Here is a 23,803-nt window from a genome sequence, read left to right on the forward strand (position 1 = left end):
TCAACACTTTAACCATTTTTTTATTTACTGCCGATTCATTTTTGTTTATTTTCACATATTTTAAGTGTTTATTTTGTGAAAAGTGCTCAGTAAAAAAGTAAAAAAAGACAGCCTTCTTTATCCGCTTTAGAAAAGCTGAATAAAAATGCTGTCCTTTTTCATAACCAGTCGGGATGTTTCTGAGGAAAATCATCATTTCCTGCCTACAGGGCCACCTGGTCTATATAAAACTTATATTTATCCGTCCGGTAATAGCACTTGAAATTCTCAACCGGCTGTTCCTGTCCGTTGACCTCCCCGTAAGTGGTGCATCCGAACAGTATGACCGGCATCCCCGGTTCAATATCCAGATACTCGGCAATCTCGTCTTTCACGAGCACAGCCTCAACCGTTCTGCGTGCCTTGGTAATATTGACATGGTACTCTTCCCCGAGCACCTGATACAGAGACTCTTTCCCAAAATCATGCTTTTCAAGCCCCGGAAACAGCTTCATCGGCAGATATGTAAGCGTATAGTTCAACGGCTCTTCATTGGCATATAAGACCCTCCCCAGCTGGAAAACCTGATCCGCAGCTGTCAGATTCAGCGCCTTTGCCCTCTTTTTATCTGTCGTAAGAACCTGCGATACAATCACCTGCTTGGTCGGTGTCATCCCCATATTGCGTACAGCCTGGGTACAACTGACTAAAGAGAACAGATCATTGCTCTTCTCATCAGTCTTTACATAAGTCCCTTTCCCCTGTACTTTATACAGGTATCCCTCGACAACCAGCTCATCAATCGCCTTGCGTACGGTAATCCTGCTGACCTGATGCTGCTCCATCAGTTCACGCTCGCTTGGTATCGGCCCGTCCGGAGTATATTCCTCCATCTCGATCTTGCGGATGATCTCCTTCTTTAACTGATAATATTTTGGCACACGTTCCTCGTTCATAACATACCTTCCTGTTCCTTGACTGCTGCTGATAAATTCAACCGGCAATACTCCGCTTTTGTGCAGACAGTTCTTTATATAGATTATAGCAAATCTTTCCGGGCTTTAAAAGGGGCTTTCATTGGGATCACTTAATACTTCATATATTCCCCCTGAAAAAATTTAGCCAGATTCCATATAATCTTCTCCATATCAAGAACAGTATATATCTCTTCATCCGCCAGAATCATCTTCTTCTCTATCCAGATCTCATTGCAGGCACTCTCACTTTCCGGTCTCTGAATCTCAGTATACTTTCCCGGGTCAAGTATATATGGCTCTCCCGAATATAAGATTCCCAGCTGGTAATTCTGGTACTCAAAGATAAAAACAAGCGTCCTCTCCTCCTCCGGCTCTGTCTCTTCTATACACAAAACCGGCACAATCCCGCCTTTGTAATTACAGACCCCGGTAAAATGTTCGGGGAGGCAGGGCATTCTGGATATCTTCAGCTCACGGCATATTTCCCTGATGTCCCTGAACTCAAACGCATAATTTTTCTTCTTCCCGCGTATGCATAGCAGTTCGCGGTCATTCTCTATCTCCATATGTTCCCTCTTTCATATAAATCAAACAGTATTTCCAGGTCAAGTGCCGTACAGATCTTCCCGCTTCCCATAATGCTCATTCCGCTTGCCCCTGTTTTACGCCGGAAGTCGACTCCAAACAGGGCCGGGAGCTGTTTTATAACAATGCGCTTCTGTTCATACATGCTGTCCACAAGCAGACACCCTTCCTTTTCTGTTCCCTTCGCATATACGATGGCAGCTGTATCCGGTGTCTCCCCTCCCAGACTATAGAATTTTCTCAGGTCAACGAGCGGCACCATACGTTCTTCGAACAAAATATAATTACGCCCATTGATTTCTTGTATATTCTGCCTGTTCTTACCATATTCCAAAAACCGGAACACATAACGTGCAGGAATAGAAAACCGGTACTCTCCAACTCTGAAGCGGATACACTCCATCGTTGCCAGTGTAAGCGGAACGACTAGCGTAAAGGTACTGCCTTTTCCTGTCTCGCTCTCAATATACAGGTTTCCTCCGGCATTTTCCAAAACATTCTTTACAACATCCAGACCCACACCCCTGCCGGAATATTCCGTCACTACATCCTTCGTCGTAAATCCCGGGTGGAGAAGCAGGTCCATAATTTCCTGTCTGCTGTACTCTTCTTCTGGTTTGGAGAGGATACCCATACTTCTTGACTTTTCCAGAATCTTGTCCTGGCTTATTCCTCTTCCGTCATCTGAAATCGTAATCAGCACCTCTCCTACTGTGCTTTCCACATTAAACTCTATCTTCCCTTTCGGGTCTTTTCCCGCTGCGATCCGCTCTTCAGGAGGTTCTATCCCGTGATCGACCGCATTTCTTATCAGATGCAGAAGAGCCTCTGAAATATATTCAACAACACTTTTATCCGCTTCTATATCTCCACAGCTAGCCTTAAAATCGACCTCTTTCTTTTCATCCCGGCAGATATCTCTAAGAATCCTGCGAACCTTCGGGACGATCCGTTCAACCGGTACCATGCGCATCTCCATGACTGTACGTTCAACTTCACTGATGAGCCGATTGATCTGGTGGGCGGTGCCTTCTTTCAGGTCACTCATCCCGTTCTCCTCAAGCTGGGCCTCCAGGGACATCATCTGTATGATCATCTCACGGGCAAGGTTCTGCAGACGGTCAAGCCTGTCGCTGCGTACGTTCAAAAAGTCATTCTCGGGATTTGATGCTGCTGCCGCAGGCGCGGCAGGCTCCGGTTCCTTCTTCCCAGCCGCCGTGTTTTCCTTCAGTATCTCACACTGGGCAACAAACAGGCCTCCCCTTAATATATCCATAACCTGTTCTTTGTGTTCGCTCTGGAAACGGATAAAGACTCCGTGTTCAGCAATTTGCTCCGCTTCACTCTGTGCACTTTCCAGATTCGCAGGGAGGGTCTCCAACTCCGTGCACAGACCTGTAATCTGGCGCACAACCATAAATGCGCGGATATTTTCCATCCGGCATCCTTCCTCCAGCCTGATCCTTACGATAACCCCGGGCTTCTCCAACATCTCCCGGGGTCTGTCATCCTCCTCCCCGGCAGATTTCTGTTCTTTTATTTCCCCGCACACCTGCTCACTGCTGATTTTCTTCAGGTAATCTTTTGCCCCTGCTTCCAGTACGGACGTATCTCCCGGTTCGTAACCAGCCAGCACCATGCACTTCATTTCATCTTCAATATAATCTGAAAATGCATACAGCAAATCAAACAACTCCGTTTCCGCCTGTTCGATTCCTTCCTGCTGTTCTCTGAACCAGGAAAATAAATCCTCCATCGTATGTGCCAGCGAAGATAATCCTTTCAGCCCCATCATTGCAGAAGAACTCTTTAGTGTATGCATGATCCGAAATATGTTATGAATATCTTCCCCTGTGAAAGCATTCTTCTTTTCAGTCTCCAGAAGAACCGCACCGAGCTGTTCCGTCAGCTGTTTTGCCTCCATCAGATATACTTCCAGCATCTCCTGTGCATCTTCATCAAAGTATCCCATATTCTCACTCCGCCTGTTCTATGCTTTCATACCATACGCTGCGGTTTTTCCCGTTTCTCTTGCCATAATACAGTGCCTTGTCCGCACACGCGATACATTCCTCGATTCCTTCCTGTTGTCCGTAAACATGGAGCCCCAATGTAATCGTACAGAAAAACTTATCTTCCTTGTTCCAGATTCCAAATTGTTCTATGTCTTTACGGATCGTTTCACTAATCTCAAATGCTTCCTGCTCCGTCACATTGAAAAGCACAATCAGGAATTCTTCCCCGCCCCATCTCACAACTTTATGCTGGCGGCAGTGCGCCTCCATTATATTAGCAATACAAACGAGAGCCGCATCTCCGGCATCATGTCCATATGTATCATTCACTTTTTTAAAATCGTCGATATCGCACAGAATCACAACATTTTTCTTTTCCTCTACCCTGCTGCCTTTGATGTCATCTAACAGATCCCCCACAACATATCTCCTGTTGTAGAGTCCCGTCAGACCATCCTTGAATGCAAGCTCATTCAGCTTGCTCATGGTCGTCTTCAGTTCTGTGTTCATCCTGTTCAAATCGTCTTTCTGGCACTTCATTTTCAAATGCGCTACTACGCGTGACTGAAGCTCACCTTTGACAAAAGGTTTTTTAATGTAATCACATGCCCCAAGCGTAAATCCCTTCACTACATCATCATCTTTATCTTTCGATGTCAGATAGACAATGGAAGCGTTATTCTGATCCCTCATTTTCAGCTTGTCAAAGAGCTGATATCCATCCGTATCCGGCAATACGACGTCCAAAAGAATCAGATCCGGCTGGTACTGTTCTATCATATCCAGCGCCTCTGCCCCGGTATGTGCCTCACAAAGAAATATATCTGTATCCCGAAGCGCTGCTTTAATCTGCTGGCAGATCATAAGACTGTCGTCCACCACCATTACAATTTGTTTCCTTTCCGTTTCCATCATAGTCCCTCCATCTATTGTATCTGCATACTATATCTCATAAATATATCATTTCATGTCTGACTGTACTTATTTCCAGCACACCGTCTTCTGACCGGAAAGTAATCGTCCTTCCATAGCTTCCCCCGGTATCTTCCCCGGCAATCCGGACGCCCTCTTCCTGCAGTGTTTTCTTCACACTCTGTATATTCCAGTACCCGATATCCCAGCCCTTTTCTACGCCGCGGAACATCCTGGCACCGCCTGCAATCTTCGCTGTCAGAGTTCTCCTGCTGGCTCCCTGACTGCAAATCTCACTGATCAGCTCACGAGTCCCTTCCACTGCAAACTTATATACATTCTCCTGATTTACCGCGCGGCTCTTGTCAGGTAAAATCACATGGGCCATTGCAGCTACTTTCGTCTTCGTGTCATATAGACATACTCCTACGCACGATCCCAGTGCGTAAGAAACCAATGCCTGGCCGTTTCTGGCCGTTTTTCCTTCAGCAATTCCCACCACGATTTTTTCCATAGTATTACTCCCTGAGCTTATCCAGTATGGCAGTCATTGCTGTCATCTCCGGCCAGAACAGTATCCGTCCGACATAAGCATGGCCTCCCATACGGAATACATTCTCGATCAACAGCACGTCATCACTGACCTGCAGATGTCTTGCAAGCGGAACACCCAGGATCGCACCTCCCATATCAATGCACATATCGGGTACAGACACATCTGTCTCCATCCCGGTAACCTGTGACAAGGCGCGTATATAGGAACCGCACATAATGTTTCCAAGCTCACTTAACACAGACAGCTCCATTTCATCCAAAGCCGTCAGGTCCCTCTCTTTCTCTTCCAGCATCGCATCCATAACTGCACGCGTAAACGCCTCATCCATCAGGAAGAGGAACATCCCCTTGAGTTCACCAAATACTTGAATCAGAATGCCCGCCTGCAGTTCTTCCTGTATGTCAAGCTCATCAAAAATGTCCTGGTATTTCACGAATCTGAGAGTCGGCACCCCTACTTCAAGCGGATGCTCCATCATCATTGAAAGAGATGCGACCGCATTTCCCGTCCCGATGTTTCCCAGTTCCTTTAATATATCCTTTGCTATATCATCCAAAGCTAAATAATTTTCCATCTGTATCCTTCTTTCCTGTCCCAGTACCGCGTATCATTAATACTTTGCCGGTGCTGTATTAAAGTTCAAACTGTTCTACCAGTTCTCTCAGCATCTGGGCCTGGGCTGACAACTCCTCGCTTGCTGCTGCACTCTCTTCCGATGTGGCAGAGTTACCCTGCACAATATCCGAGATCAGCTCAACACTCTTTCTGATCTGGGCGATTGCATCTGCCTGCTGTTCGGAGAGCCTGGATATGTCCCCGACCATCTCGTTAACGGTCTCGGCACCTTCTACAGATGTCTTTAATGTACGGGCTGTCATACTGGCAGCCTCATAGCCTTCTCTGACAGCCTCTGAGTTCTTCTCCGCAAGGTCTGCAGTCAGCTTGGACGCACTTGCGGTCTTGGCCGCAAGCCGGCGCACCTCTCCTGCCACAACTGCAAAGCCTTTGCCAGCATCACCTGCCCTTGCTGCCTCTACAGACGCATTCAGGGCCAGTATATTCGTCTGAAATGCGATGTCTTCTATCTCCTTGACAATGCCTGTAATTTCTTTCGAGTTTTCCTGAATCTCTTTTATGCTGCCCTGCAGCTTCTCCATCTGCTGGTTGTTCTCCAGAATGCGGTCTCTTACTTCAGACGCATAGTCTCTGGACTTCACAGCTTTCTCTGCGTTGATGCCTACGCTTTCAGCAATTTCATTGATGCTTACGGCAAGCTCTTCGATCGAGCTCGCCTGTTCAGACGCCCCCTGTGCCAGCACCTGGGCCCCGTCAGATACCTGCTCTGCCCCTCCTGACACCAGCTCCGAACTGCTGCTGATCTGCCTCATGGAATTTCTGAGCATCTTTCCAATCTCTTCCATCGATTCACCGAGAGCGATAAAATCCCCCTTGAACTTTATATCACATGTATAGTTCAGCCGTCCGGCCCCCAGAGCGAGCAGGCCTTTTCTCAGTTCCGAAACATAGAGGCTTAAGGACCGTGCTGTGGAACGGATATCATCAGCCAGTTCACCAAATTCATTGGCGGATTCGTAATCCAGTTTCACATCCAGCTGGCCATTTGCAATCTGGCTGGCTGCCCCCTTCACTGCTATAATAGGCTGCACTGTGCTTCTGGTAATCGCAATCCATAAAAAGATGGTAATCAGGACACAAAAGGCCGCAAGCATACTCAAGAATGTAATGACACTGACATTCTGTTTTTTAACGGTTTCCAGACTGGCTTCTGCATCTGCTTTGGAGGCTTCCTCGACCTCATCTACAACACTGATTACAGTTTCCGCCTGTGGCTCGTATTCCTTAAAATAGACATCAAATGCCGCCTGGTCATTATTCTGCTCAAGATATGTATAAACGCGCTGGCGGGCCTCTTTTAATTTTCCATATTCATCAGCAAGCTGGTCTACTTTTTCTCCGCCGCTGATATATCCCGAATTAAGCTCTGTTATCCCTGCATCAACATTGTTCGCTGTTTCCTGAATAATCTGCATGTACTCTTCTTCATCAACCACATTATCCGTTGTAGATATGATTGCAAGATTTTTTACAATCTGTAAAATATTCGTGCTCACTTCATGTGAAGTCTCAACATTTGCAAACGGGCCGCTGTACAGCGCCTCCATTCTTTGTCCGAGATCACGAATGCTCAGAACCGATAATATAACCGTCAGGATATACAGTGCTATGACCGTGGCAAATGCTGCCATCAGCTTTCGCCCCACTCTCAGATTCTTAAAAAGTCCCTTCATAGCTTTTTCCTCTCCTATGTATTAGCTTTCCAGAATATATGCAACTACCTTTTGTAGTTCTTCTTTTTTAAATGGTTTCACTATAAATTCCAGAGCACCGCAGCCAATCGCCTTCTGGATCATCATCTCCTGTCCGATTGCAGAACACATAACGACTTTAGCCTTCGGGTCATATTCAATAATCTCACCCAGTACTTCGATCCCTGACTTTCCGGGCATAGTAATATCGAGCAGAACAAGGTCCGGGCTTTCCCTGCGGTAGATGGCAACCGCCTCATCCCCGTCAGCCGCCTCCAGAATATTATTATATCCTGCCTTTTCCAGTGTTTTTCGTATGGTCGTCCTCATAAACACAGCATCATCTACTATCATTATTTTATTTTCCATATCTTTTCCTCCATCCTTTTTAAAGCCCCTGATCTCTTATGCATTCTCTGACTTTCTGTATACTGCCGGATACACCTGCTCCAGACTTGTCTCTTCCCTGGAGAGCAGTTCCGCGTGACCTATGAACAGATACCCTCCGGGATTCAGGTTTTCCTCAAGCCGTGAAACAAGCTGCTTTCTTGACACCTTGTCAAAATAAATCATGACATTCCGGCAGAATATAACGTCAAACTTTCCATTCTGTCTCATCGGCTCCATCAGATTATGCTTCTGAAACCTTATGTTATACCTGAGGTTTTCATTTACCCGGAAATTATTTTTATCAATATCCTGACAATACTTCTCCCGCCAGGACAACGGGATATTTTCACGTTCCCGTTCCGGATAGATGCCCTGTTCTGCCTTCTTAAGTACTTCCTCCGAAATATCCGTGGCAAGGATTCTCACATTCGGCAGTTGTCCTCCCTGGTCCTGATATTCCTGAAGACACATCTTAAGTGTATAGCATTCCTCACCTGTGGCACAGCCGGCGCACCATATTTGGCAGGATCCATACCTTTTCTTTAGAGCCAGCTCCGGCAGGACCCTCTCTTTGAGTATAGTAAAATGTTCCGGTTCCCGAAGGAAATACGTAAAGTTTGTCGTCAGCCGGTTTACCATTCCGCCTGCAATCTCACCGGTCCGGTCCTTCTGAAGCATTTTCAGATACTCCGCAAACGTTTCTGCACCGCACCGTTCAAGCTCTTTTACCATTCTGCATTCGATTAATATCTTTTTATTTTTAAGATTAATTCCGTATTGTGTACGGAAATATTCCACAATATCCAAAAACTCCTGATCTGTAAGCCTAATCACTTCTTTTCCCCCACACGCCGTCCCCCAACGGCAGTATTGAATCAGTTAATCCACTCCCGGCACTTGCTTCTCCTGTAGAATCACCTGCCATACCTGCAAGATGTCCTTGTTCTGTCCTGAATATGATACCACAGGCAAAACCTCTCGCGCCTTCCGGTAAACACTCTTTATCGCTTTCCACAGACTGGCCATAATACACCACCAGCTCCTCTTCATAAAAAGAAATCCCCATTACCCGGTCAGAGGCCAGCGGCACTCTCAAAATTTGGGGCCGCATCACTACAGCCACTATCTTATCCCTGTCTATATATATGGTCTGCCCTTCCCGCTCCAGTATAAGGTACTGTGCCGCCTCTTCTGCCGGCGTTTTCCATACTTCTGTCCCTTGTTCCTCTGCCGCCTGTATGGGCGTGTCCATCTCTGCTGCCTTTTTCAGCAGCTTTGCGTCCAGCATATAGCCCCAGCGTTCGCCGTCAGCCAGCTGTATTTTCGCCACCGATTTCAGAAAATGGTTCTGACTGTTGATAACCGGCTCCGTCAGCGGGAATTCTCTCAGATAGCTGCTTTCTACAATCCCGTCTATTCTGCTGGCTAAGATTCCTGCCGCCTCCCGGTCAATACAAAAATCATCCGGGCAGGTACTTTGTATATCGTCTGCCTTCAGTAGTATACAATACCTGTGTACAGTATTTCCGCTGTCCGTATGACCTCCTGCGGTATGCAAAAAATCAACAAAAGACAGCTCTGTCACCTGGTCCGCATCCATGATTCTTTCTACACAGGAAAGAGTAAGCAGATAAAAAACCGCATCCACCTCAAACACCAGATAAGAACTGTCCATCTTTTCCATACATAACCGCCCCCTCAAATTCAAGCTAATTTAATCATACTTTATTCCTGACGTAAACACAAGATAACCGTTAGTTTTTGTTAAATATTTTTATATTACAAGTGTTTCCCCTGTGATTTTCCGTCTGTTTTGTTCACCTCTGCAGGTAAAAAAAGAGCCGGCGGCTAAATAGCCGTCAGCTCCTTTTTCTATTCTTCTTCTGCAAGTACCAGTTCTTCCTCAATATCTAGTTCTTCGTCAAAGTCTATCTCGTCATCCATTTCAAATTCCGTGCTCAGTTTAACATCACGGTACTTTCTCATACCTGTACCAGCCGGAATATGCTTACCGATGATTACATTTTCTTTCAGTCCGACCAGATGGTCAACTTTACCCTTGATTGCAGCTTCCGTCAGAACCTTTGTTGTCTCCTGGAAGGATGCTGCCGACAGGAAGGAATCTGTTGCAAGGGATGCTTTTGTGATACCAAGCATAATCTGCTCGCCCGTTGCCGGCTCTTTGCCTTCTGCTTCAAGCTGTTCATTCACTTCATTGAATTCCAGCACATCTGCCATTGTACCCGGCAGGAATTCGGAATCACCGCGCTCCTCGATACGAATCTTCTTCAGCATCTGGCGCACAATAACCTCGATATGCTTATCGTTGATCTCAACACCCTGCAGGCGGTATACACGCTGTACTTCCTGAATCATATAATCCTGAACGGCACGTAAGCCTTTGATCTTCAGGATATCATGAGGATTCACGCTACCTTCTGTCAGTTCGTCTCCGGCCTCTAATACCGCGCCGTCCTGTATCTTGATACGGGAACCATACGGGATCAGGTATGCCTTGGACTCTCCTGTCTCACTATTTGTTACGATGATCTCACGCTTCTTCTTTGTATCGCTGATCACTGCAGTACCTGCAAACTCTGTGATAATGGCAAGACCTTTCGGCTTTCTTGCCTCAAAAAGCTCCTCGACACGAGGAAGACCCTGTGTGATATCGTCACCGGCAACACCACCCGTATGGAATGTACGCATGGTCAGCTGTGTACCCGGCTCACCGATGGACTGTGCAGCAATAATGCCGACAGCTTCGCCGACCTGTACTGCTTCTCCCGTTGCCATGTTCGCTCCGTAACACTTGGAGCATACACCATTCTTGCACTTACATGTAAGCATGGTACGGATCTTAACGCTTTCTAAGTGGTTGCCCTTTGCATCCACACCCTTTTTCATGACTTTCTCCGCACGTCTCGGAGTAATCATGTGGTTTGCTTTTACAAGGACATTTCCATCTTTATCTTTAATATCCTCACAGGAGAAACGTCCTGTAATACGCTCCTGAAGGCTCTCAATCTCTTCATTTCCATCCATGAATGCTTTGACATACATTCCCGGAATTTCTTTTCCTTCTTCCACACAGTCGCTGTCATGAATGATCAGTTCCTGGGAAACGTCGACAAGACGTCTTGTCAGGTATCCTGAATCGGCTGTACGCAGGGCTGTATCAGACAGACCTTTACGGGCACCATGTGCAGACATAAAGTACTCCAATACGTCCAGACCTTCACGGAAGTTAGACTTGATAGGCAGCTCGATTGTACGGCCCGTTGTATCGGCCATAAGCCCGCGCATACCTGCCAGCTGCTTGATCTGTTTATCGGAACCACGGGCTCCGGAATCAGCCATCATGAAGATGTTGTTATATTTATCAAGACCGGACAGCAGCGCCTCTGTCAGCTTATCATCGGTTGCCTTCCATGTCTCAACGACTTCTTTGTAACGCTCTTCCTCGGTGATCAGACCACGCTTGTAGTTCTTTGTGATCCTGTCAACGGTATTCTGTGCTTCCTCGATCATCTGAGGCTTCTCCGGCGGCACAGTCATATCGGAAATAGATACGGTCATAGCCGCTCTTGTAGAGAACTTGTAGCCGATCGCTTTTACGTTATCAAGCACTTCTGCTGTCTGTGTAGAACCGTGTGTATTAATAACCTTCTCAAGGATCTGTTTGAGCTGTTTCTTACCTACATGGAAATCAACCTCAAGTATCAGGTCATTGCCCTCCACTTCACGATCCACGAATCCGAGGTCCTGAGGAATGATTTCATTGAACAGGAGCCTTCCTACTGTTGCCTCTATCACACCCGTCTTCTCGGTTCCGTCAGGCATCATCTTTGACACACGGACTTTGATTCTGGAATGCAGTGTTACATAACCATTTTCGTATGCCAGTATCGCTTCATTCGTACTCTTGAAGAACATACCTTCACCTTTGGCACCAGGTCTTTCCTGTGTCAGATAGTAGATACCAAGTACCATATCCTGTGAAGGAACGGCAACCGGACCACCATCGGATGGTTTCAGCAGGTTGTTCGGTGAGAGCAGTAAGAAACGGCACTCAGCCTGTGCTTCTACAGACAGCGGTACATGGACGGCCATCTGGTCTCCATCGAAATCGGCATTGTAGGCAGCACATACGAGCGGGTGCAGCTTGATCGCTTTACCTTCTACAAGGATCGGCTCAAATGCCTGAATACCAAGTCTGTGAAGTGTGGGGGCACGGTTCAGCATAACCGGATGCTCTTTGATAACTTCCTCGAGTACATCCCATACTTCCGTCTGAAGTCTTTCCACCATCTTCTTTGCATTTTTGATGTTATGCGCGGTTCCGTTTGCAACCAGCTCTTTCATAACAAAAGGCTTGAACAGCTCGATCGCCATCTCTTTCGGCAGACCGCACTGGTAGATCTTCAGTTCCGGCCCTACGACGATAACGGAACGTCCTGAATAGTCAACACGTTTTCCGAGCAGGTTCTGGCGGAAACGTCCGGATTTACCTTTCAGCATGTCAGATAAGGATTTCAGCGCCCTGTTTCCGGGGCCTGTAACCGGGCGGCCGCGGCGGCCGTTGTCAATGAGCGCATCAACAGCTTCCTGCAGCATACGTTTCTCGTTACGCACGATAATGTCCGGGGCTCCCAGTTCAAGGAGTCTCTTAAGACGGTTATTTCTATTAATAATTCTTCTGTATAAATCATTTAAGTCAGATGTTGCGAAACGTCCGCCGTCCAGCTGTACCATCGGACGTAAATCCGGCGGGATAACCGGAATAGCTGTCAGAATCATCCACTCCGGTTTGTTGCCGGATTCACGGAATGCTTCTACTACTTCCAGACGTTTTACGATTCTTGCACGCTTCTGTCCTGTTGCGTTGGTCAGGCCAGCCTGCAGTTCTGCATATTCCTTTTCCAGATCAATAGACTGGAGCAGTTCCTGAATGGACTCAGCCCCCATTCCGACACGGAATGAGCCATAGCCCCATTTTTCTTTTGCTTCCTGATACTCTGCCTCGGATAAGATCTGTTTGTACTGTAAGTCAGTTTCTCCTTTATCGAGTACGATATAAGAAGCAAAATACAGCACTCTCTCCAGTGTTCTCGGAGAAATATCCAGAATCAGTCCCATACGGCTCGGGATTCCTTTAAAGTACCAGATATGGGAAACCGGCGCTGCCAGTGCGATGTGCCCCATACGCTCACGGCGTACGGAGGCTTTTGTTACTTCGACACCACATCTGTCGCAGACAACACCCTTGTAACGAATCTTCTTGTACTTACCGCAGTGGCACTCCCAGTCCTTGCTTGGTCCGAAAATACGCTCACAGAAAAGTCCGTCTTTCTCAGGTTTCAGTGTTCTATAGTTAATGGTCTCCGGCTTGGTTACCTCACCTCTTGACCAGTCCATAATTTTTTCCGGTGAAGCCAGCCCGATTTTGATTGCATCAAAAGTCAATGGTTGGTATTGTTGTTCATTGTTACTTGTTGGCATATAAATGGCTCCTCCTATTCTTCGTCATCTATAAATTCATCAAAGTCGAGCTCTGCATCGTCTTCGAATTCATCGTCCTCAGGTTCCACATCCTCAAGTTCTTCCCCAACAAATTCCTGTTCTGTGAATCCATGTTCCCCGAGAGGTTCATCTTCATCACGGTATCTTCTGTCACCTTCGATAATAGAGTGCAGATCGGTCTCGCCGAAATCTACAGTTTCCATAATCTCTACTTCTGTATTGTCATCACGCAGCACTCGTACATCCAGTGCCAGTGACTGAAGCTCTTTTAAAAGTACCTTGAAGGACTCCGGAATTCCCGGTTCAGGGATGTTCTCGCCTTTAATGATTGCTTCATAGGTCTTCACACGTCCGACAACGTCATCTGACTTCACAGTCAGGATTTCCTGCAGAGTATAGGATGCACCATATGCTTCCAGTGCCCAAACCTCCATCTCTCCGAAACGCTGTCCGCCGAACTGTGCCTTACCGCCCAATGGCTGCTGTGTAACCAGTGAGTAAGGACCTGTAGAACGGGCGTGGATCTTATCATCTACCAGATGATGAAGCTTCAGGTAGTGCATGTGTCCGATTGTAACCGGGCTGTCGAAATACTCTCCGGTACGGCCGTCCCTTAAGCGGACCTTTCCGTCGCGTGACAGTGGGACTCCCTTCCACAGTTTTCTGTGTTCTCTGTTGTCAGACAAATATTCCAGAACTTCCGGAAGGAGCTCTTCGCCGTGTTTCTCCACGAATTCTTCCCATTCCAGATTCACGTAATCGTTTGCCAGATCCAGGGTATCCATAATATCAATCTCGTTCGCACCGTCGAAGACTGGCGTAGAGATATTAAATCCTAATGCTCTTGCCGCGAGGCTTAAGTGAATCTCAAGTACCTGTCCGATATTCATACGGGAAGGCACACCCAGCGGGTTCAGAACGATGTCCAGAGGACGCCCGTTCGGAAGATACGGCATATCTTCTACCGGAAGTACACGGGAAACAACACCCTTGTTACCATGACGGCCGGCCATCTTGTCACCTACAGAAATCTTTCTCTTCTGCGCAATATAGATGCGGACTGCCTGATTCACTCCCGGAGACAGCTCGTCGCCGTTCTCTCTTGTAAATACTTTGGCGTCTACGACAATACCGTATTCACCATGAGGCACTTTCAGGGAAGTATCTCTTACTTCACGCGCCTTTTCACCGAAGATTGCACGAAGCAGTCTCTCTTCGGCTGTCAGTTCTGTCTCTCCCTTCGGAGTTACTTTACCGACCAGGATATCTCCTGCGCGGACCTCGGCCCCGATGCGGATGATACCTCTTTCATCCAGGTCTTTCAGCGCGTCATCGCCGACACCCGGTATATCTCTTGTGATCTCTTCAGGCCCGAGCTTTGTATCACGTGCCTCTGCCTCATATTCCTCAATATGCACAGATGTGTATACATCATCCTGAACCATTCTTTCGCTCAGCAGAACGGCATCCTCGTAGTTGTAACCTTCCCATGTCATGAAACCGATCAGAGGGTTCTTTCCGAGCGCCATCTCCCCATTGGACGTGGACGGACCGTCAGCAATTACTTGTCCTTCCTCTACCCTTTCGCCTTTATCGACGATTGGTCTCTGGTTGTAACAGTTGCTCTGGTTACTTCTTAAGAACTTCGTCAGTTTGTAAGTCTTCTTCGTTCCGTCATCATGTCTGATTGTGATATCTGTAGATGTGGAGCGCTCAATCACACCGGCTCTCTCTGCAACGATGCAGACACCAGAGTCAACTGCAGACTTCACTTCCATACCTGTTCCGACAACCGGGGCTTCTGTTGTAAGAAGCGGAACCGCCTGACGCTGCATGTTGGATCCCATCAGCGCACGGTTGGCATCATCGTTCTCCAGGAAAGGAATCAGGGCTGTAGCCACAGAGAATACCATCTTAGGCGAAACGTCCATGTAATCGAACTTGCTTCTCTCATATTCCTGTGTCTCTTCACGGTAACGGCCAGATACATTCTTATGGATGAAATGTCCTTCCTCATCCAGCGGCTCATTCGCCTGTGCCACGTGATAATTATCTTCTTCATCAGCTGTCATGTAGACAACTTCTTCTGTAACAATCGGGTTCTCCGGATCTGTTTTGTCAATCTTACGGTATGGGGCTTCCACAAAACCGTACTGGTTGATTCTTGCATAGGTTGCAAGTGAGTTAATCAGACCGATGTTAGGACCTTCAGGAGTCTCGATCGGGCACATTCTTCCGTAATGGGAATAATGAACGTCACGAACCTCGAATCCGGCACGGTCTCTTGACAGACCTCCTGGTCCCAGTGCGGAAAGACGTCTCTTGTGGGTCAGCTCACCAAGCGGGTTGTTCTGGTCCATGAACTGTGACAGCTGGGAAGAACCAAAGAACTCCTTAACTGCCGCTGTTACCGGCTTGATGTTGATCAGGGACTGCGGGGAAATGCCTTCCTGATCCTGTGTTGTCATTCTTTCACGGACAACTCTTTCCAGTCTGGACAGACCAATTCTGTACTGGTTCTGGAGAAGTTCTCCGACAGCACGGATACGTCTGTTACCCAGATGGTCGATATCGTCGTCATTACCCATTCTGTATTCCAGATGGATGTTATAGTTAATGGAAGCTAAAATATCTTCCTTTGTAATATGCTTCGGAATCAGATCATGAATATCCCTGCGGATCATGGATTTCAGTTCGTCGATGTCCCCTGCTGATTCTTCCAGAAGTCCTGCGAGTACCGGATAATATACCTGTTCTGTCACTCCCACTTCCTTCGGGTCGATATCTACAACTGCCTGCAGGTCAACCATCATGTTGGAAAGAATCTTAATATTGCGTGATTCATCCTCTCCCTCTACCCACAGGTAAGGCACTGCTGCGTTCTGAATCTCATCTGCAAGTGTTCTTGAAATCACGGTTCCTTTTTCCGCCAGAATCTCTCCTGTCAGCGGGCTTGCAACGTCCTCTGCCAGTCTCTGTCCTGTTACGCGGTTCTTTAAAGCCAGCTTTTTGTTGAACTTATATCGTCCGACTTTCGCCAGGTCATAGCGCCTCGGATCGAAGAACATACTCGTAATCAGGCTCTCTGCGCTGTCTACCGCAAGCGGTTCGCCCGGCCGTATCTTCTTATATAATTCAAGCAGACCTTCCTGATAATTCTCGGCTGTATCTTTGCCGAAACTTGCAAGGATTTTTGGCTCCTCACCAAAGAGGTCGATGATTTCTGCATTCGTTCCGATACCAAGTGCACGGATCAATACTGTAATCGGCACTTTTCTCGTTCTATCTACACGTACATAAAAAACGTCATTGGAGTCTGTTTCATATTCCAGCCATGCACCACGGTTTGGGATGACTGTTGCTGAGTAAAGTTCTTTACCTAACTTATCATGGGCTATCCCATAGTAGATACCAGGGGAACGAACCAACTGGCTTACGATGACACGCTCAGCACCGTTGATTACAAAGGTACCTGTCTTCGTCATAAGCGGCAGGTCTCCCATAAATATTTCATGTTCGTTAATCTCATCGTTGTCTTTGTTGTAAAGTCTGACCCTTACTTTCAAAGGCGCAGCGTATGTTGCATCACGCTCTTTACACTCTTCGATTGTGTACTTTACGTCGTCTTCGCAAAGTGTAAAATCGACAAATTCCAGACTTAAGTGTCCACTGAAGTCAGTGATCGGGGAAATATCATCAAATACCTCTTTCAGTCCGTCATCCAGAAACCACTGGTAAGAGTCTTTCTGGACTTCGATTAGATTCGGCATCTCTAATACTTCTTTTTGTCTGGAATAGCTCATGCGTGAACTTTTTCCGTTTGTGATGGGACGAATTCTGTTTTTCTCCATTGACGTTTCACTCCTCATATATTTTTTGGCGGGCTACGAGTCGCCCTTCGTTAATTCCAGTAATATCGGGAAAGAGCCCTGTGACAGTAAATCGTCACTATAATGGCATACCTTTCCACAATAGTGCATTTTTTACTATATCACAAAGCTCTTCCTGCTGTCAACATATTTCTTACTAATTTCCGAAAAACCTCTTGACATCTGTCGATTTCTGTGGTATTAACGAACTCATCCGGCTTATGGGCCTGCTGTAAACTGCCCGGCCCGTAGGACATACAGTTCCTGTTTCCAAGCTTTCCGGCAATAACCGCCGTGTCCGTATAACCAGGAAATACAGTGATCCCGGGGGGCGTTTTCGTCGTTTCCTCCACTGCCTTTTCCAGCTCTTTCAAGAGGACTGAATCTTCATGTGTCTCCAAGCTCGGCCTGTCACCAGTGATTCTATAGCTTCCATGTACACCGGGCACCTGTTCTTCTCCGTAGCGGATGGCCGACTGTACCAGGTCTGCCGCTTTTTCCGTGTTCATCGGCGGGACCAGCCGCATATCAATCGTTGCCCTGCAGCTGTCTGGAACAACGTAGGGGCTGTACCCGCCGCCAATCTGCCCGAAGGTGACGGTAGAAGGCCCGAGTTCTTCGTGTACAGGGCATTTTTTTATTTTACTTCTTATATAAGTAAGTACAGCTGCCATTCCCGCAATGGCGTCCGCCCCCTTTTCCGGCATACTTGCATGTGCGGTCACGCCCTTTACTTCCACTTCAAACCATGTCCGACCCTTGTGGGACATCTGGATGTTCCCGTCAGTGGGCTCCATATCCACGATCCAGTCATTCTTTGTCACCCACTGTTCAGCAACCACTCTTTCCACCCCCGTCATGTCCCCTTCCTCATCGGATGTTCCGATAAACATGAGCGGGTATTCAGGCACGACAGCGCCCTCTTTTACCACCCGTGCCATTTCCGCAAAAACCGTGAGCGCACACGCCAGACCAGATTTCATGTCGCATGCACCTCTTCCATAAATCCTGCCGTCCTGAATCTCCCCGGAAAATGGATTTTTTTTCCATCCATCTCCTGTGACTACTGTATCCATATGACAGATAAAAACAAGCGCCGGTGTTTTCTTACGCCCTTTTATTACCGCCCTGATATTAAAGCGGCCGTCTTCTCCTTCAGAACGCTCTGGTTCAACGCCTGCTCCCTTCAGATAATCAGATATGAAGGTGCCTATTTCCCCCTCATAGGTCCCTGGATTGGTGCTCTCTATGCGAATCAGCTGCTGTGTTAATGTTACTGCGTCAAAGATGGTTGTATTCATTTTATATCACTCTCCTGATAATCAACTGTTTCTATAGTATAACACGGCCGCCCCTGCAATGAAAGGCGGGCCTTTGCAGTAAAAAACAGACAGGGTTTTACTCCTGCCTGCTTTCTGCCGGGATCCCGGCTGCTATATAGCTTTATCTTCTGAATGCTGCTGCATTCCAGAACAATTCATTCTTAAACTGACGGATGGTTGTGTCTTTATCAATATAAACAGCCTCGATACCCATTGCTGCCGCCCAGTCTCCCATCTGTTCTGCTGTCAGGTCATAGGAGAATGCCGTATGGTGTGCCCCGCCTGCCAGTATCCATGCCTGTGCACCTGTCTTCAGATTCGGCTGCGGCGTCCAGAACGCTGTCGCTACCGGTAATTTCGGCATTGGTTTCTCTGTCTTTTTACAGTCTACGTCGTTAATGATGAGACGGAATCTGTCCCCAAGATCGATCAGTGAAGTTGCAATCGCAGGTCCTTCTTTTGCAGTAAACACAAGGCGGGCAGGATCTTCTCTGTCACCCATGCTAAGAGGCTGTGCCTTGATGCTGACAGGGCCGTCTGCGATCGTCGGGCACACTTCCAGCATGTGTGCCTGGAGGATTCCTTCCTTGCCCGGTACCAGATTATATGTATAGTCTTCCATAAAGGAGGTACCCTTTGCGTCCTTCATTCCCTCTGTCATGATCTTCATGACACGTACCATAGCAGCTGTCTTCCAGTCACCTTCTCCTCCGAAGCCGTAGCCTTTTTCCATCAGCCGCTGGATTGCAAGTCCCGGAAGCTGTTTCAGGCTTCCAAGGTCACCAAAATGTGTAACGATTGCCTGATAGTTTTTCTCCGTCAGGAACCTTTCGAATCCGATTTCAATACCTGCCTGTACGGCTACATGCTCTCTGAATTCCTTTTCGTCTCTTCCTTCCAGAAGAATTTCGTATTTATCATAGTACTCTTCTACAAGTGCATTAATGTCTGCCTGAGATACCTGCGCCACAGCTTCGGCAATCTCATTAACCGGGTATGCATCGACTTCCCAGCCGAACTTAATCTGGGCCTCCACTTTGTCACCTTCTGTAACAGCAACATTTCTCATGTTATCCGCAATACGCATCACGCGGATATGGCTGCTCTCGATCACACCAACCGCAGTACGCATCCAGGAACCGATCTCTGCCTGCACTGCCTTGTCACCCCAGAATCCTACGATCACTTTTCTCTCCATTTGGAGTCGGCTGAAGATATGGCCATACTCCCTGTCACCATGTGCTGACTGGTTTTCATTCATAAAATCCATATCAATCGTATCATACGGGATTTCCTGATTGAACTGCGTATGCAGATGGAGCAGAGGTTTCCTGTACTCCTGAAGTCCGAGAATCCATGACTTCGCAGGCGAGAACGTGTGCATCCATGTAATCACACCCGCACAGCTTTCATCTGTATTCGCCTCGTTGAATGTCTTCCTAATCAGCTCATTCGTAATGAGAGTCGGTCTCCATACTACCTCATACGGAAGCATCCCGGAATCATTCAGCGATTCCACAATCTGTTTAGAATGTTCCGCAACATGTGCAAGACACTCATCCCCATATAAATCCTGTGATCCTGTGCAAAACCAAAATTTGTACTGTTTCTGCTGCATTTCTTTCATCCTCCTAAATTTCTGAATATTCAGACTTTCGGGAGCAAGGGGGTCAGACCCCTCTGAAGAGGGGTCTGACCCCCTTGCCCTCCGTTTTCAGAATTGTCTGTATTTATTGTCCGTAGTATGCGTTCGCCCCGTGTTTTCTATAATAGTGTTTATCCTGAAGTTCCTGTGGAGCCGGCTTCACATCCGGATTGATCATTTCGGTGCGGGCCGCCATTTTAGCCACTTCTTCCAATACAACCGCATTATGCACCGCCTCATGTGCATCCCTGCCCCATGTAAACGGACCGTGGTTCTTGCACAGTACGGCGGGAACGGCGATATAATCTTTGTCCTTAAAGTAATCTACTATTAGAACTCCCGTGTTTTTTTCGTATGCTTCGTCAATTTCTTCTTTTGTCAGATTCCTTACACACGGAACCTCTCCGTACATATAATCCGCCTGTGTAGTCCCGTAGCAGGGGATTCCTCTTCCGGCCTGGGCCCAGCTTGTCGCCCATGCGGAGTGTGTATGTACGATTCCCCCAATCCCGGGAAATGCTTTGTAAAGCTCGATATGGGTCTCGGTATCGGATGACGGGTTGTACTTTCCTTCCACCTTGTTCCCGCCAAGGTCCATGACTACCATATCGTCAGGGGTTAGCCTGTCATATTCGACGCCGCTCGGCTTGATTACGAAAAGTTTGGATTCCGCATCCAGCCCGCTGACATTGCCCCACGTGAATGTTACCAGTCCGTATTTCGGGAGCAGCATGTTCGCCTCGTATACTTCCTGTTTTAATTTTTCCAGCATCTTTGTCTCCTCCTGCTATTTCATGTTAAGAACTGCGGAACGTTCAATGTCAAGCCCGTTTTTATATCTTTCAATAAAGGTCTCAAATCCTTCCACGTCTTTTGCATCCGGCTCCATCTTTGTACCTTCGTTGCCGCCAAATACTTTTTCGGACAGGTAGTGGTCCAGTGTCTCCTTATCCTCTTTCCACACGCTATAAGCTGCCAAAAGGGCAATCCCCCATGCTCCGCCTTCCCCGGCCGTCTCCATGACGGAAACAGGTGCGTTCATCGCAGCCGCCATGATTCTCTGTCCGACGCCTTTTGTCTTAAACAGGCCGCCATGACCTAATATCTTGTCAATCTTGATATACTCTTCCTTTGTCAGAATATCCATTCCCACTTTCAGGGCACCAAGCGCTGCAAACAGGTGCACTCTCATGAAGTTTGCAAGGTTAAATCTGCTGTCAGGCATACGGACAAACAATGGGCGACCCTCATCTAATTCAATGATATTCTCTCCCGAATAATATCCGTAGGATAACAAACCGCCGCATTCCGGGTCTCCTTCCAGTGCCTTGTTGTAGAGAACTGAGAATAACTGGTTCATGTCAACTTCCATGCCGAATGCTTCTGCAAATTCTTTGAATAACCCGACCCACGCATTCAGGTCTGAAGTACAGTTGTTCGCATGTGACATCGCAACCAGATCGCCTGACGGCGTGGTAACCATATCAATCTCTGTGTATACTTTAGAAAGCTCTTTTTCTAATACGATCATTGCAAATACGGATGTTCCAGCGGATACATTTCCTGTGCGGACCGCCACACTGTTCGTAGCTGCCATGCCTGTTCCCGCATCCCCCTCCGGCGGGCATACTGGTATCCCTGCCTCCAGGTCCCCGTCCGGGTCGAGAAGTTTCACGCCTTCCTCTGTGAGGCATCCTGCATCTTCCCCTGCCACAAGAACTTCTGGTAGCAGTTCTTTCACTTTCCACGGATATCCTTTCTCAGATACAAGGGTGTCAAATTTCTCCAGCATGTCTGCCTGGAAGTCCTTTTTCTGTGTATCAATCGGGAACATTCCGGAGGCGTCGCCGACACCCAAAACCTTCTTCCCTGTCAGGCGCCAGTGAACATATCCAGACAGTGTTGTGATAAAATCAAGATCTTTCACGTGCTCTTCCCCGTTTAAAACCGCCTGATACAGATGTGCAATGCTCCAGCGCTGCGGAATGTTATACTGGAAGAGTTCTGTCAGCTTCGCTGCCGCCTCACCTGTAATCGTGTTTCTCCATGTTCTGAACGGGACAAGCTGTTTTCCGTTTTTATCAAATGCGAGATAACCATGCATCATGGCACTGAATCCCATTGATTTCGTACGTTTTAATGTAACACCATACTTCTCCTTAACGTCTTCCTTCATCTTCCTGTAGCAGTCCTGAAGACCTTCCCATACATCCTCCATTGTGTAGGTCCAGACACCATTGTCATAGCGGTTCTCCCAGTCATGACTCCCGGATGCGATCGGTGTAAAGTCCGTACCGATCAGAACAGCCTTGATCCTTGTTGATCCAAATTCAATACCGAGCGTTGTGCTGCCCTCCAGAATTTCATTTTTCACATTGTTTAAATCACTCATATGCTTTCCTCCTGCTTAAATTATTTAAATTTGTTATTTGCTTCCTATTATTCACTGCGGGCTGCCGTACCCAGTTCTTCAGGTTCTGTGAGAATACGGACTGACTTACGGATTACCAGTTCCGGCTTTAGTTCCACACTCTCTTCCCCGCACGATCCCTGCAGCATTTCCAGCATCCTGGCTGCTGCAATCCCCGCCAGTTCCTTCACCGGGTTCCGGGCCGAGGTCAGCGGAATCTCACATCTTCCCGCCAGATCGGAATTATCGATTCCTACGATAGAAAGATCCTCCGGAATTCGAACCCCCGCCTCTTTACAGATGCCTACCAGCTGGCTGGCCACTTCATCGTTGTAACAGACACAGGCCGTACAATTCGAAATCCTTCTTAAATATCTTGCGGCATCTTCCTTCATTTCTTTCAGTTCACATGTATCGAACCATGCAATCCGTGTGCCTTTCACTTTAATCTCCTGCTCCATCAGCGCGTCCATATAACCGGCATAGCGCTTATGCCCCTGGCCGTCGTCTGATTTGAAAATGCCGGCTATCTTCCGGTGACCGCACTGCAGCAGGTGTTCCGTCACCATCTTCCCCGCCAGATAATCATCCAGACTCACATGTACCGCATCCAGCTCCGGATAAGAACTATTCAAAAACAGCACCGGAATATTCTTCCGCTCCAGTTCCCGGTAAATCTCCAGATTTGGATTCGGCAGGCCGCTTTTCGTCGGCTCTGCGATAATCCCGTCGACTGTACCTTCTTTCAGGAAACCTTTCAGTATCATGCGTTCTTTCTCAACCGTGTTATGGGTAAACGCGATCTGCAGTGCATATCCTGCCAGGGAAAGCCGTCCCTCCATCTCTTTAAGCATACTCGGGAAAATGTACTCATCCACGTAGGTTGTCATGATTGCGATCCGCATCGTCCTGCCGGACCTGCCCGTTTTTTCTCCCCCGCTGATGTAAGTCCCACTTCCACGCTTCCGTCTCACAATCCCCCGTTGTTCCAGTACGGATACCGCATGCCGGGCTGTCTGACGGCTCACGCCAAACATGGCAACCAGTTCATTTTCAGAATAGATCTTCTCCCCGGGCTGCAAGGTCCCTGCCCTTACCTCTTCCATGATACAGTCGGCGATCTCTTCATATTTTGCTTTTTCTTCCGCCATAAAAACTGCTCCTTGCGTCTTTTGAATGGTATTTCATCCAAACTTCTTTACTACTACTGTACTATACAGCCCTGCCAAATTCAAGACGGATTGTTCGACAAATGTACATACAACTTTTTGCTCATTTTTTGTAATTCGTGAA

The 23,803-nt window shown here is 47.5% G+C and carries 17 protein-coding genes; all 17 read right to left on the reverse strand.

Annotated elements, in window-relative coordinates:
* Positions 1–203 precede the first annotated feature (203 nt).
* Positions 204–935, reverse strand: coding sequence for a GntR family transcriptional regulator (locus A8806_RS18750; RefSeq protein WP_109732697.1), 732 nt, complete (start codon positions 933–935; stop codon positions 204–206).
* 131 nt (positions 936–1,066) lie between these two features.
* Positions 1,067–1,522, reverse strand: coding sequence for a chemotaxis protein CheW (locus A8806_RS18755; RefSeq protein ID WP_109732698.1), 456 nt, complete (start codon positions 1,520–1,522; stop codon positions 1,067–1,069).
* Positions 1,513–3,513 (reverse strand): chemotaxis protein CheA, encoded by a 2,001-nt coding sequence (locus tag A8806_RS18760; RefSeq protein ID WP_109732699.1) that lies wholly within the window; start codon positions 3,511–3,513, stop codon positions 1,513–1,515. The genes A8806_RS18755 and A8806_RS18760 overlap by 10 nt, the downstream gene beginning before the upstream one ends.
* A 4-nt stretch (positions 3,514–3,517) precedes the next feature.
* The gene (locus A8806_RS18765) at positions 3,518–4,468 is read right to left on the reverse strand and encodes a GGDEF domain-containing response regulator (protein WP_109732700.1); all 951 of its coding nucleotides are present in this window, start codon (positions 4,466–4,468) and stop codon (positions 3,518–3,520) included.
* Positions 4,469–4,505: 37 nt separating this feature from the next.
* A complete protein-coding gene (locus tag A8806_RS18770; RefSeq protein WP_109732701.1) occupies positions 4,506–4,982 on the reverse strand; it encodes a chemotaxis protein CheD in 477 nt (158 codons plus the stop codon).
* 4 nt (positions 4,983–4,986) lie between these two features.
* Positions 4,987–5,598, reverse strand: a complete 612-nt coding sequence (locus A8806_RS18775) for a chemotaxis protein CheC (RefSeq protein ID WP_109732702.1) — start codon at positions 5,596–5,598, stop codon at positions 4,987–4,989.
* Positions 5,599–5,656: 58 nt separating this feature from the next.
* On the reverse strand, positions 5,657–7,333 hold the full coding sequence (locus A8806_RS18780; protein WP_109732703.1) for a methyl-accepting chemotaxis protein: 1,677 nt from the start codon (positions 7,331–7,333) through the stop codon (positions 5,657–5,659).
* Positions 7,334–7,354: 21 nt separating this feature from the next.
* A complete protein-coding gene (locus A8806_RS18785; protein WP_109732704.1) occupies positions 7,355–7,720 on the reverse strand; it encodes a response regulator in 366 nt (121 codons plus the stop codon).
* A gap of 36 nt (positions 7,721–7,756) precedes the next feature.
* A complete protein-coding gene (locus A8806_RS18790; RefSeq protein ID WP_109732705.1) occupies positions 7,757–8,575 on the reverse strand; it encodes a CheR family methyltransferase in 819 nt (272 codons plus the stop codon).
* Entirely contained in the window at positions 8,568–9,425 is an 858-nt protein-coding gene (locus tag A8806_RS18795; RefSeq protein WP_109732706.1) for a hypothetical protein, read from the reverse strand. Before A8806_RS18795 ends, A8806_RS18790 begins: the two co-directional genes overlap by 8 nt.
* A gap of 188 nt (positions 9,426–9,613) precedes the next feature.
* Entirely contained in the window at positions 9,614–13,243 is a 3,630-nt protein-coding gene (rpoC, locus tag A8806_RS18800) for a DNA-directed RNA polymerase subunit beta' (protein WP_109732707.1), read from the reverse strand.
* A 14-nt stretch (positions 13,244–13,257) separates the two neighbouring features.
* A complete protein-coding gene (gene rpoB / locus A8806_RS18805; protein WP_109732708.1) occupies positions 13,258–17,115 on the reverse strand; it encodes a DNA-directed RNA polymerase subunit beta in 3,858 nt (1,285 codons plus the stop codon).
* Positions 17,116–17,255: 140 nt separating this feature from the next.
* Complete coding sequence (locus tag A8806_RS18810) at positions 17,256–18,434, reverse strand: M20 family metallopeptidase (protein WP_109732709.1); 1,179 nt, start codon at positions 18,432–18,434, stop codon at positions 17,256–17,258.
* 142 nt (positions 18,435–18,576) lie between these two features.
* Positions 18,577–20,073, reverse strand: a complete 1,497-nt coding sequence (gene araA / locus A8806_RS18815) for an L-arabinose isomerase (protein WP_109732710.1) — start codon at positions 20,071–20,073, stop codon at positions 18,577–18,579.
* 112 nt (positions 20,074–20,185) lie between these two features.
* Positions 20,186–20,872, reverse strand: coding sequence for an L-ribulose-5-phosphate 4-epimerase (locus A8806_RS18820; protein ID WP_109732711.1), 687 nt, complete (start codon positions 20,870–20,872; stop codon positions 20,186–20,188).
* Between the two features lie 15 nt (positions 20,873–20,887).
* A complete protein-coding gene (locus tag A8806_RS18825) occupies positions 20,888–22,492 on the reverse strand; it encodes a xylulokinase (RefSeq protein ID WP_109732712.1) in 1,605 nt (534 codons plus the stop codon).
* A gap of 47 nt (positions 22,493–22,539) precedes the next feature.
* Positions 22,540–23,661, reverse strand: coding sequence for a GntR family transcriptional regulator (locus A8806_RS18830; protein WP_109732713.1), 1,122 nt, complete (start codon positions 23,659–23,661; stop codon positions 22,540–22,542).
* Positions 23,662–23,803: the final 142 nt, after the last annotated feature.

This window comes from Faecalicatena orotica (assembly GCF_003149245.1).
Classification (GTDB): domain Bacteria; phylum Bacillota; class Clostridia; order Lachnospirales; family Lachnospiraceae; genus Faecalicatena_A; species Faecalicatena_A orotica.

Excerpts from the sequence above, each read along its gene's own strand:
- A8806_RS18795 (WP_109732706.1), bottom strand. The coding sequence starts at position 9,425 with ATGGAAAAGATGGACAGTTCTTATCTGGTGTTTGAGGTGGATGCGGTT.
- A8806_RS18755 (WP_109732698.1), bottom strand. The coding sequence starts at position 1,522 with ATGGAGATAGAGAATGACCGCGAACTGCTATGCATACGCGGGAAGAAG.
- A8806_RS18820 (WP_109732711.1), bottom strand. The coding sequence starts at position 20,872 with ATGCTGGAAAAATTAAAACAGGAAGTATACGAGGCGAACATGCTGCTC.
- A8806_RS18770 (WP_109732701.1), bottom strand. The coding sequence starts at position 4,982 with ATGGAAAAAATCGTGGTGGGAATTGCTGAAGGAAAAACGGCCAGAAAC.
- A8806_RS18825 (WP_109732712.1), bottom strand. The coding sequence starts at position 22,492 with ATGAGTGATTTAAACAATGTGAAAAATGAAATTCTGGAGGGCAGCACA.
- araA (WP_109732710.1), bottom strand. The coding sequence starts at position 20,073 with ATGCAGCAGAAACAGTACAAATTTTGGTTTTGCACAGGATCACAGGAT.
- A8806_RS18780 (WP_109732703.1), bottom strand. The coding sequence starts at position 7,333 with ATGAAGGGACTTTTTAAGAATCTGAGAGTGGGGCGAAAGCTGATGGCA.
- rpoC (WP_109732707.1), bottom strand. The coding sequence starts at position 13,243 with ATGCCAACAAGTAACAATGAACAACAATACCAACCATTGACTTTTGAT.
- A8806_RS18810 (WP_109732709.1), bottom strand. The coding sequence starts at position 18,434 with ATGAATACAACCATCTTTGACGCAGTAACATTAACACAGCAGCTGATT.
- A8806_RS18765 (WP_109732700.1), bottom strand. The coding sequence starts at position 4,468 with ATGGAAACGGAAAGGAAACAAATTGTAATGGTGGTGGACGACAGTCTT.
- A8806_RS18785 (WP_109732704.1), bottom strand. The coding sequence starts at position 7,720 with ATGGAAAATAAAATAATGATAGTAGATGATGCTGTGTTTATGAGGACG.
- A8806_RS18760 (WP_109732699.1), bottom strand. The coding sequence starts at position 3,513 with ATGGGATACTTTGATGAAGATGCACAGGAGATGCTGGAAGTATATCTG.
- A8806_RS18830 (WP_109732713.1), bottom strand. The coding sequence starts at position 23,661 with ATGGCGGAAGAAAAAGCAAAATATGAAGAGATCGCCGACTGTATCATG.
- rpoB (WP_109732708.1), bottom strand. The coding sequence starts at position 17,115 with ATGGAGAAAAACAGAATTCGTCCCATCACAAACGGAAAAAGTTCACGC.
- A8806_RS18775 (WP_109732702.1), bottom strand. The coding sequence starts at position 5,598 with ATGGAAAATTATTTAGCTTTGGATGATATAGCAAAGGATATATTAAAG.
- A8806_RS18750 (WP_109732697.1), bottom strand. The coding sequence starts at position 935 with ATGAACGAGGAACGTGTGCCAAAATATTATCAGTTAAAGAAGGAGATC.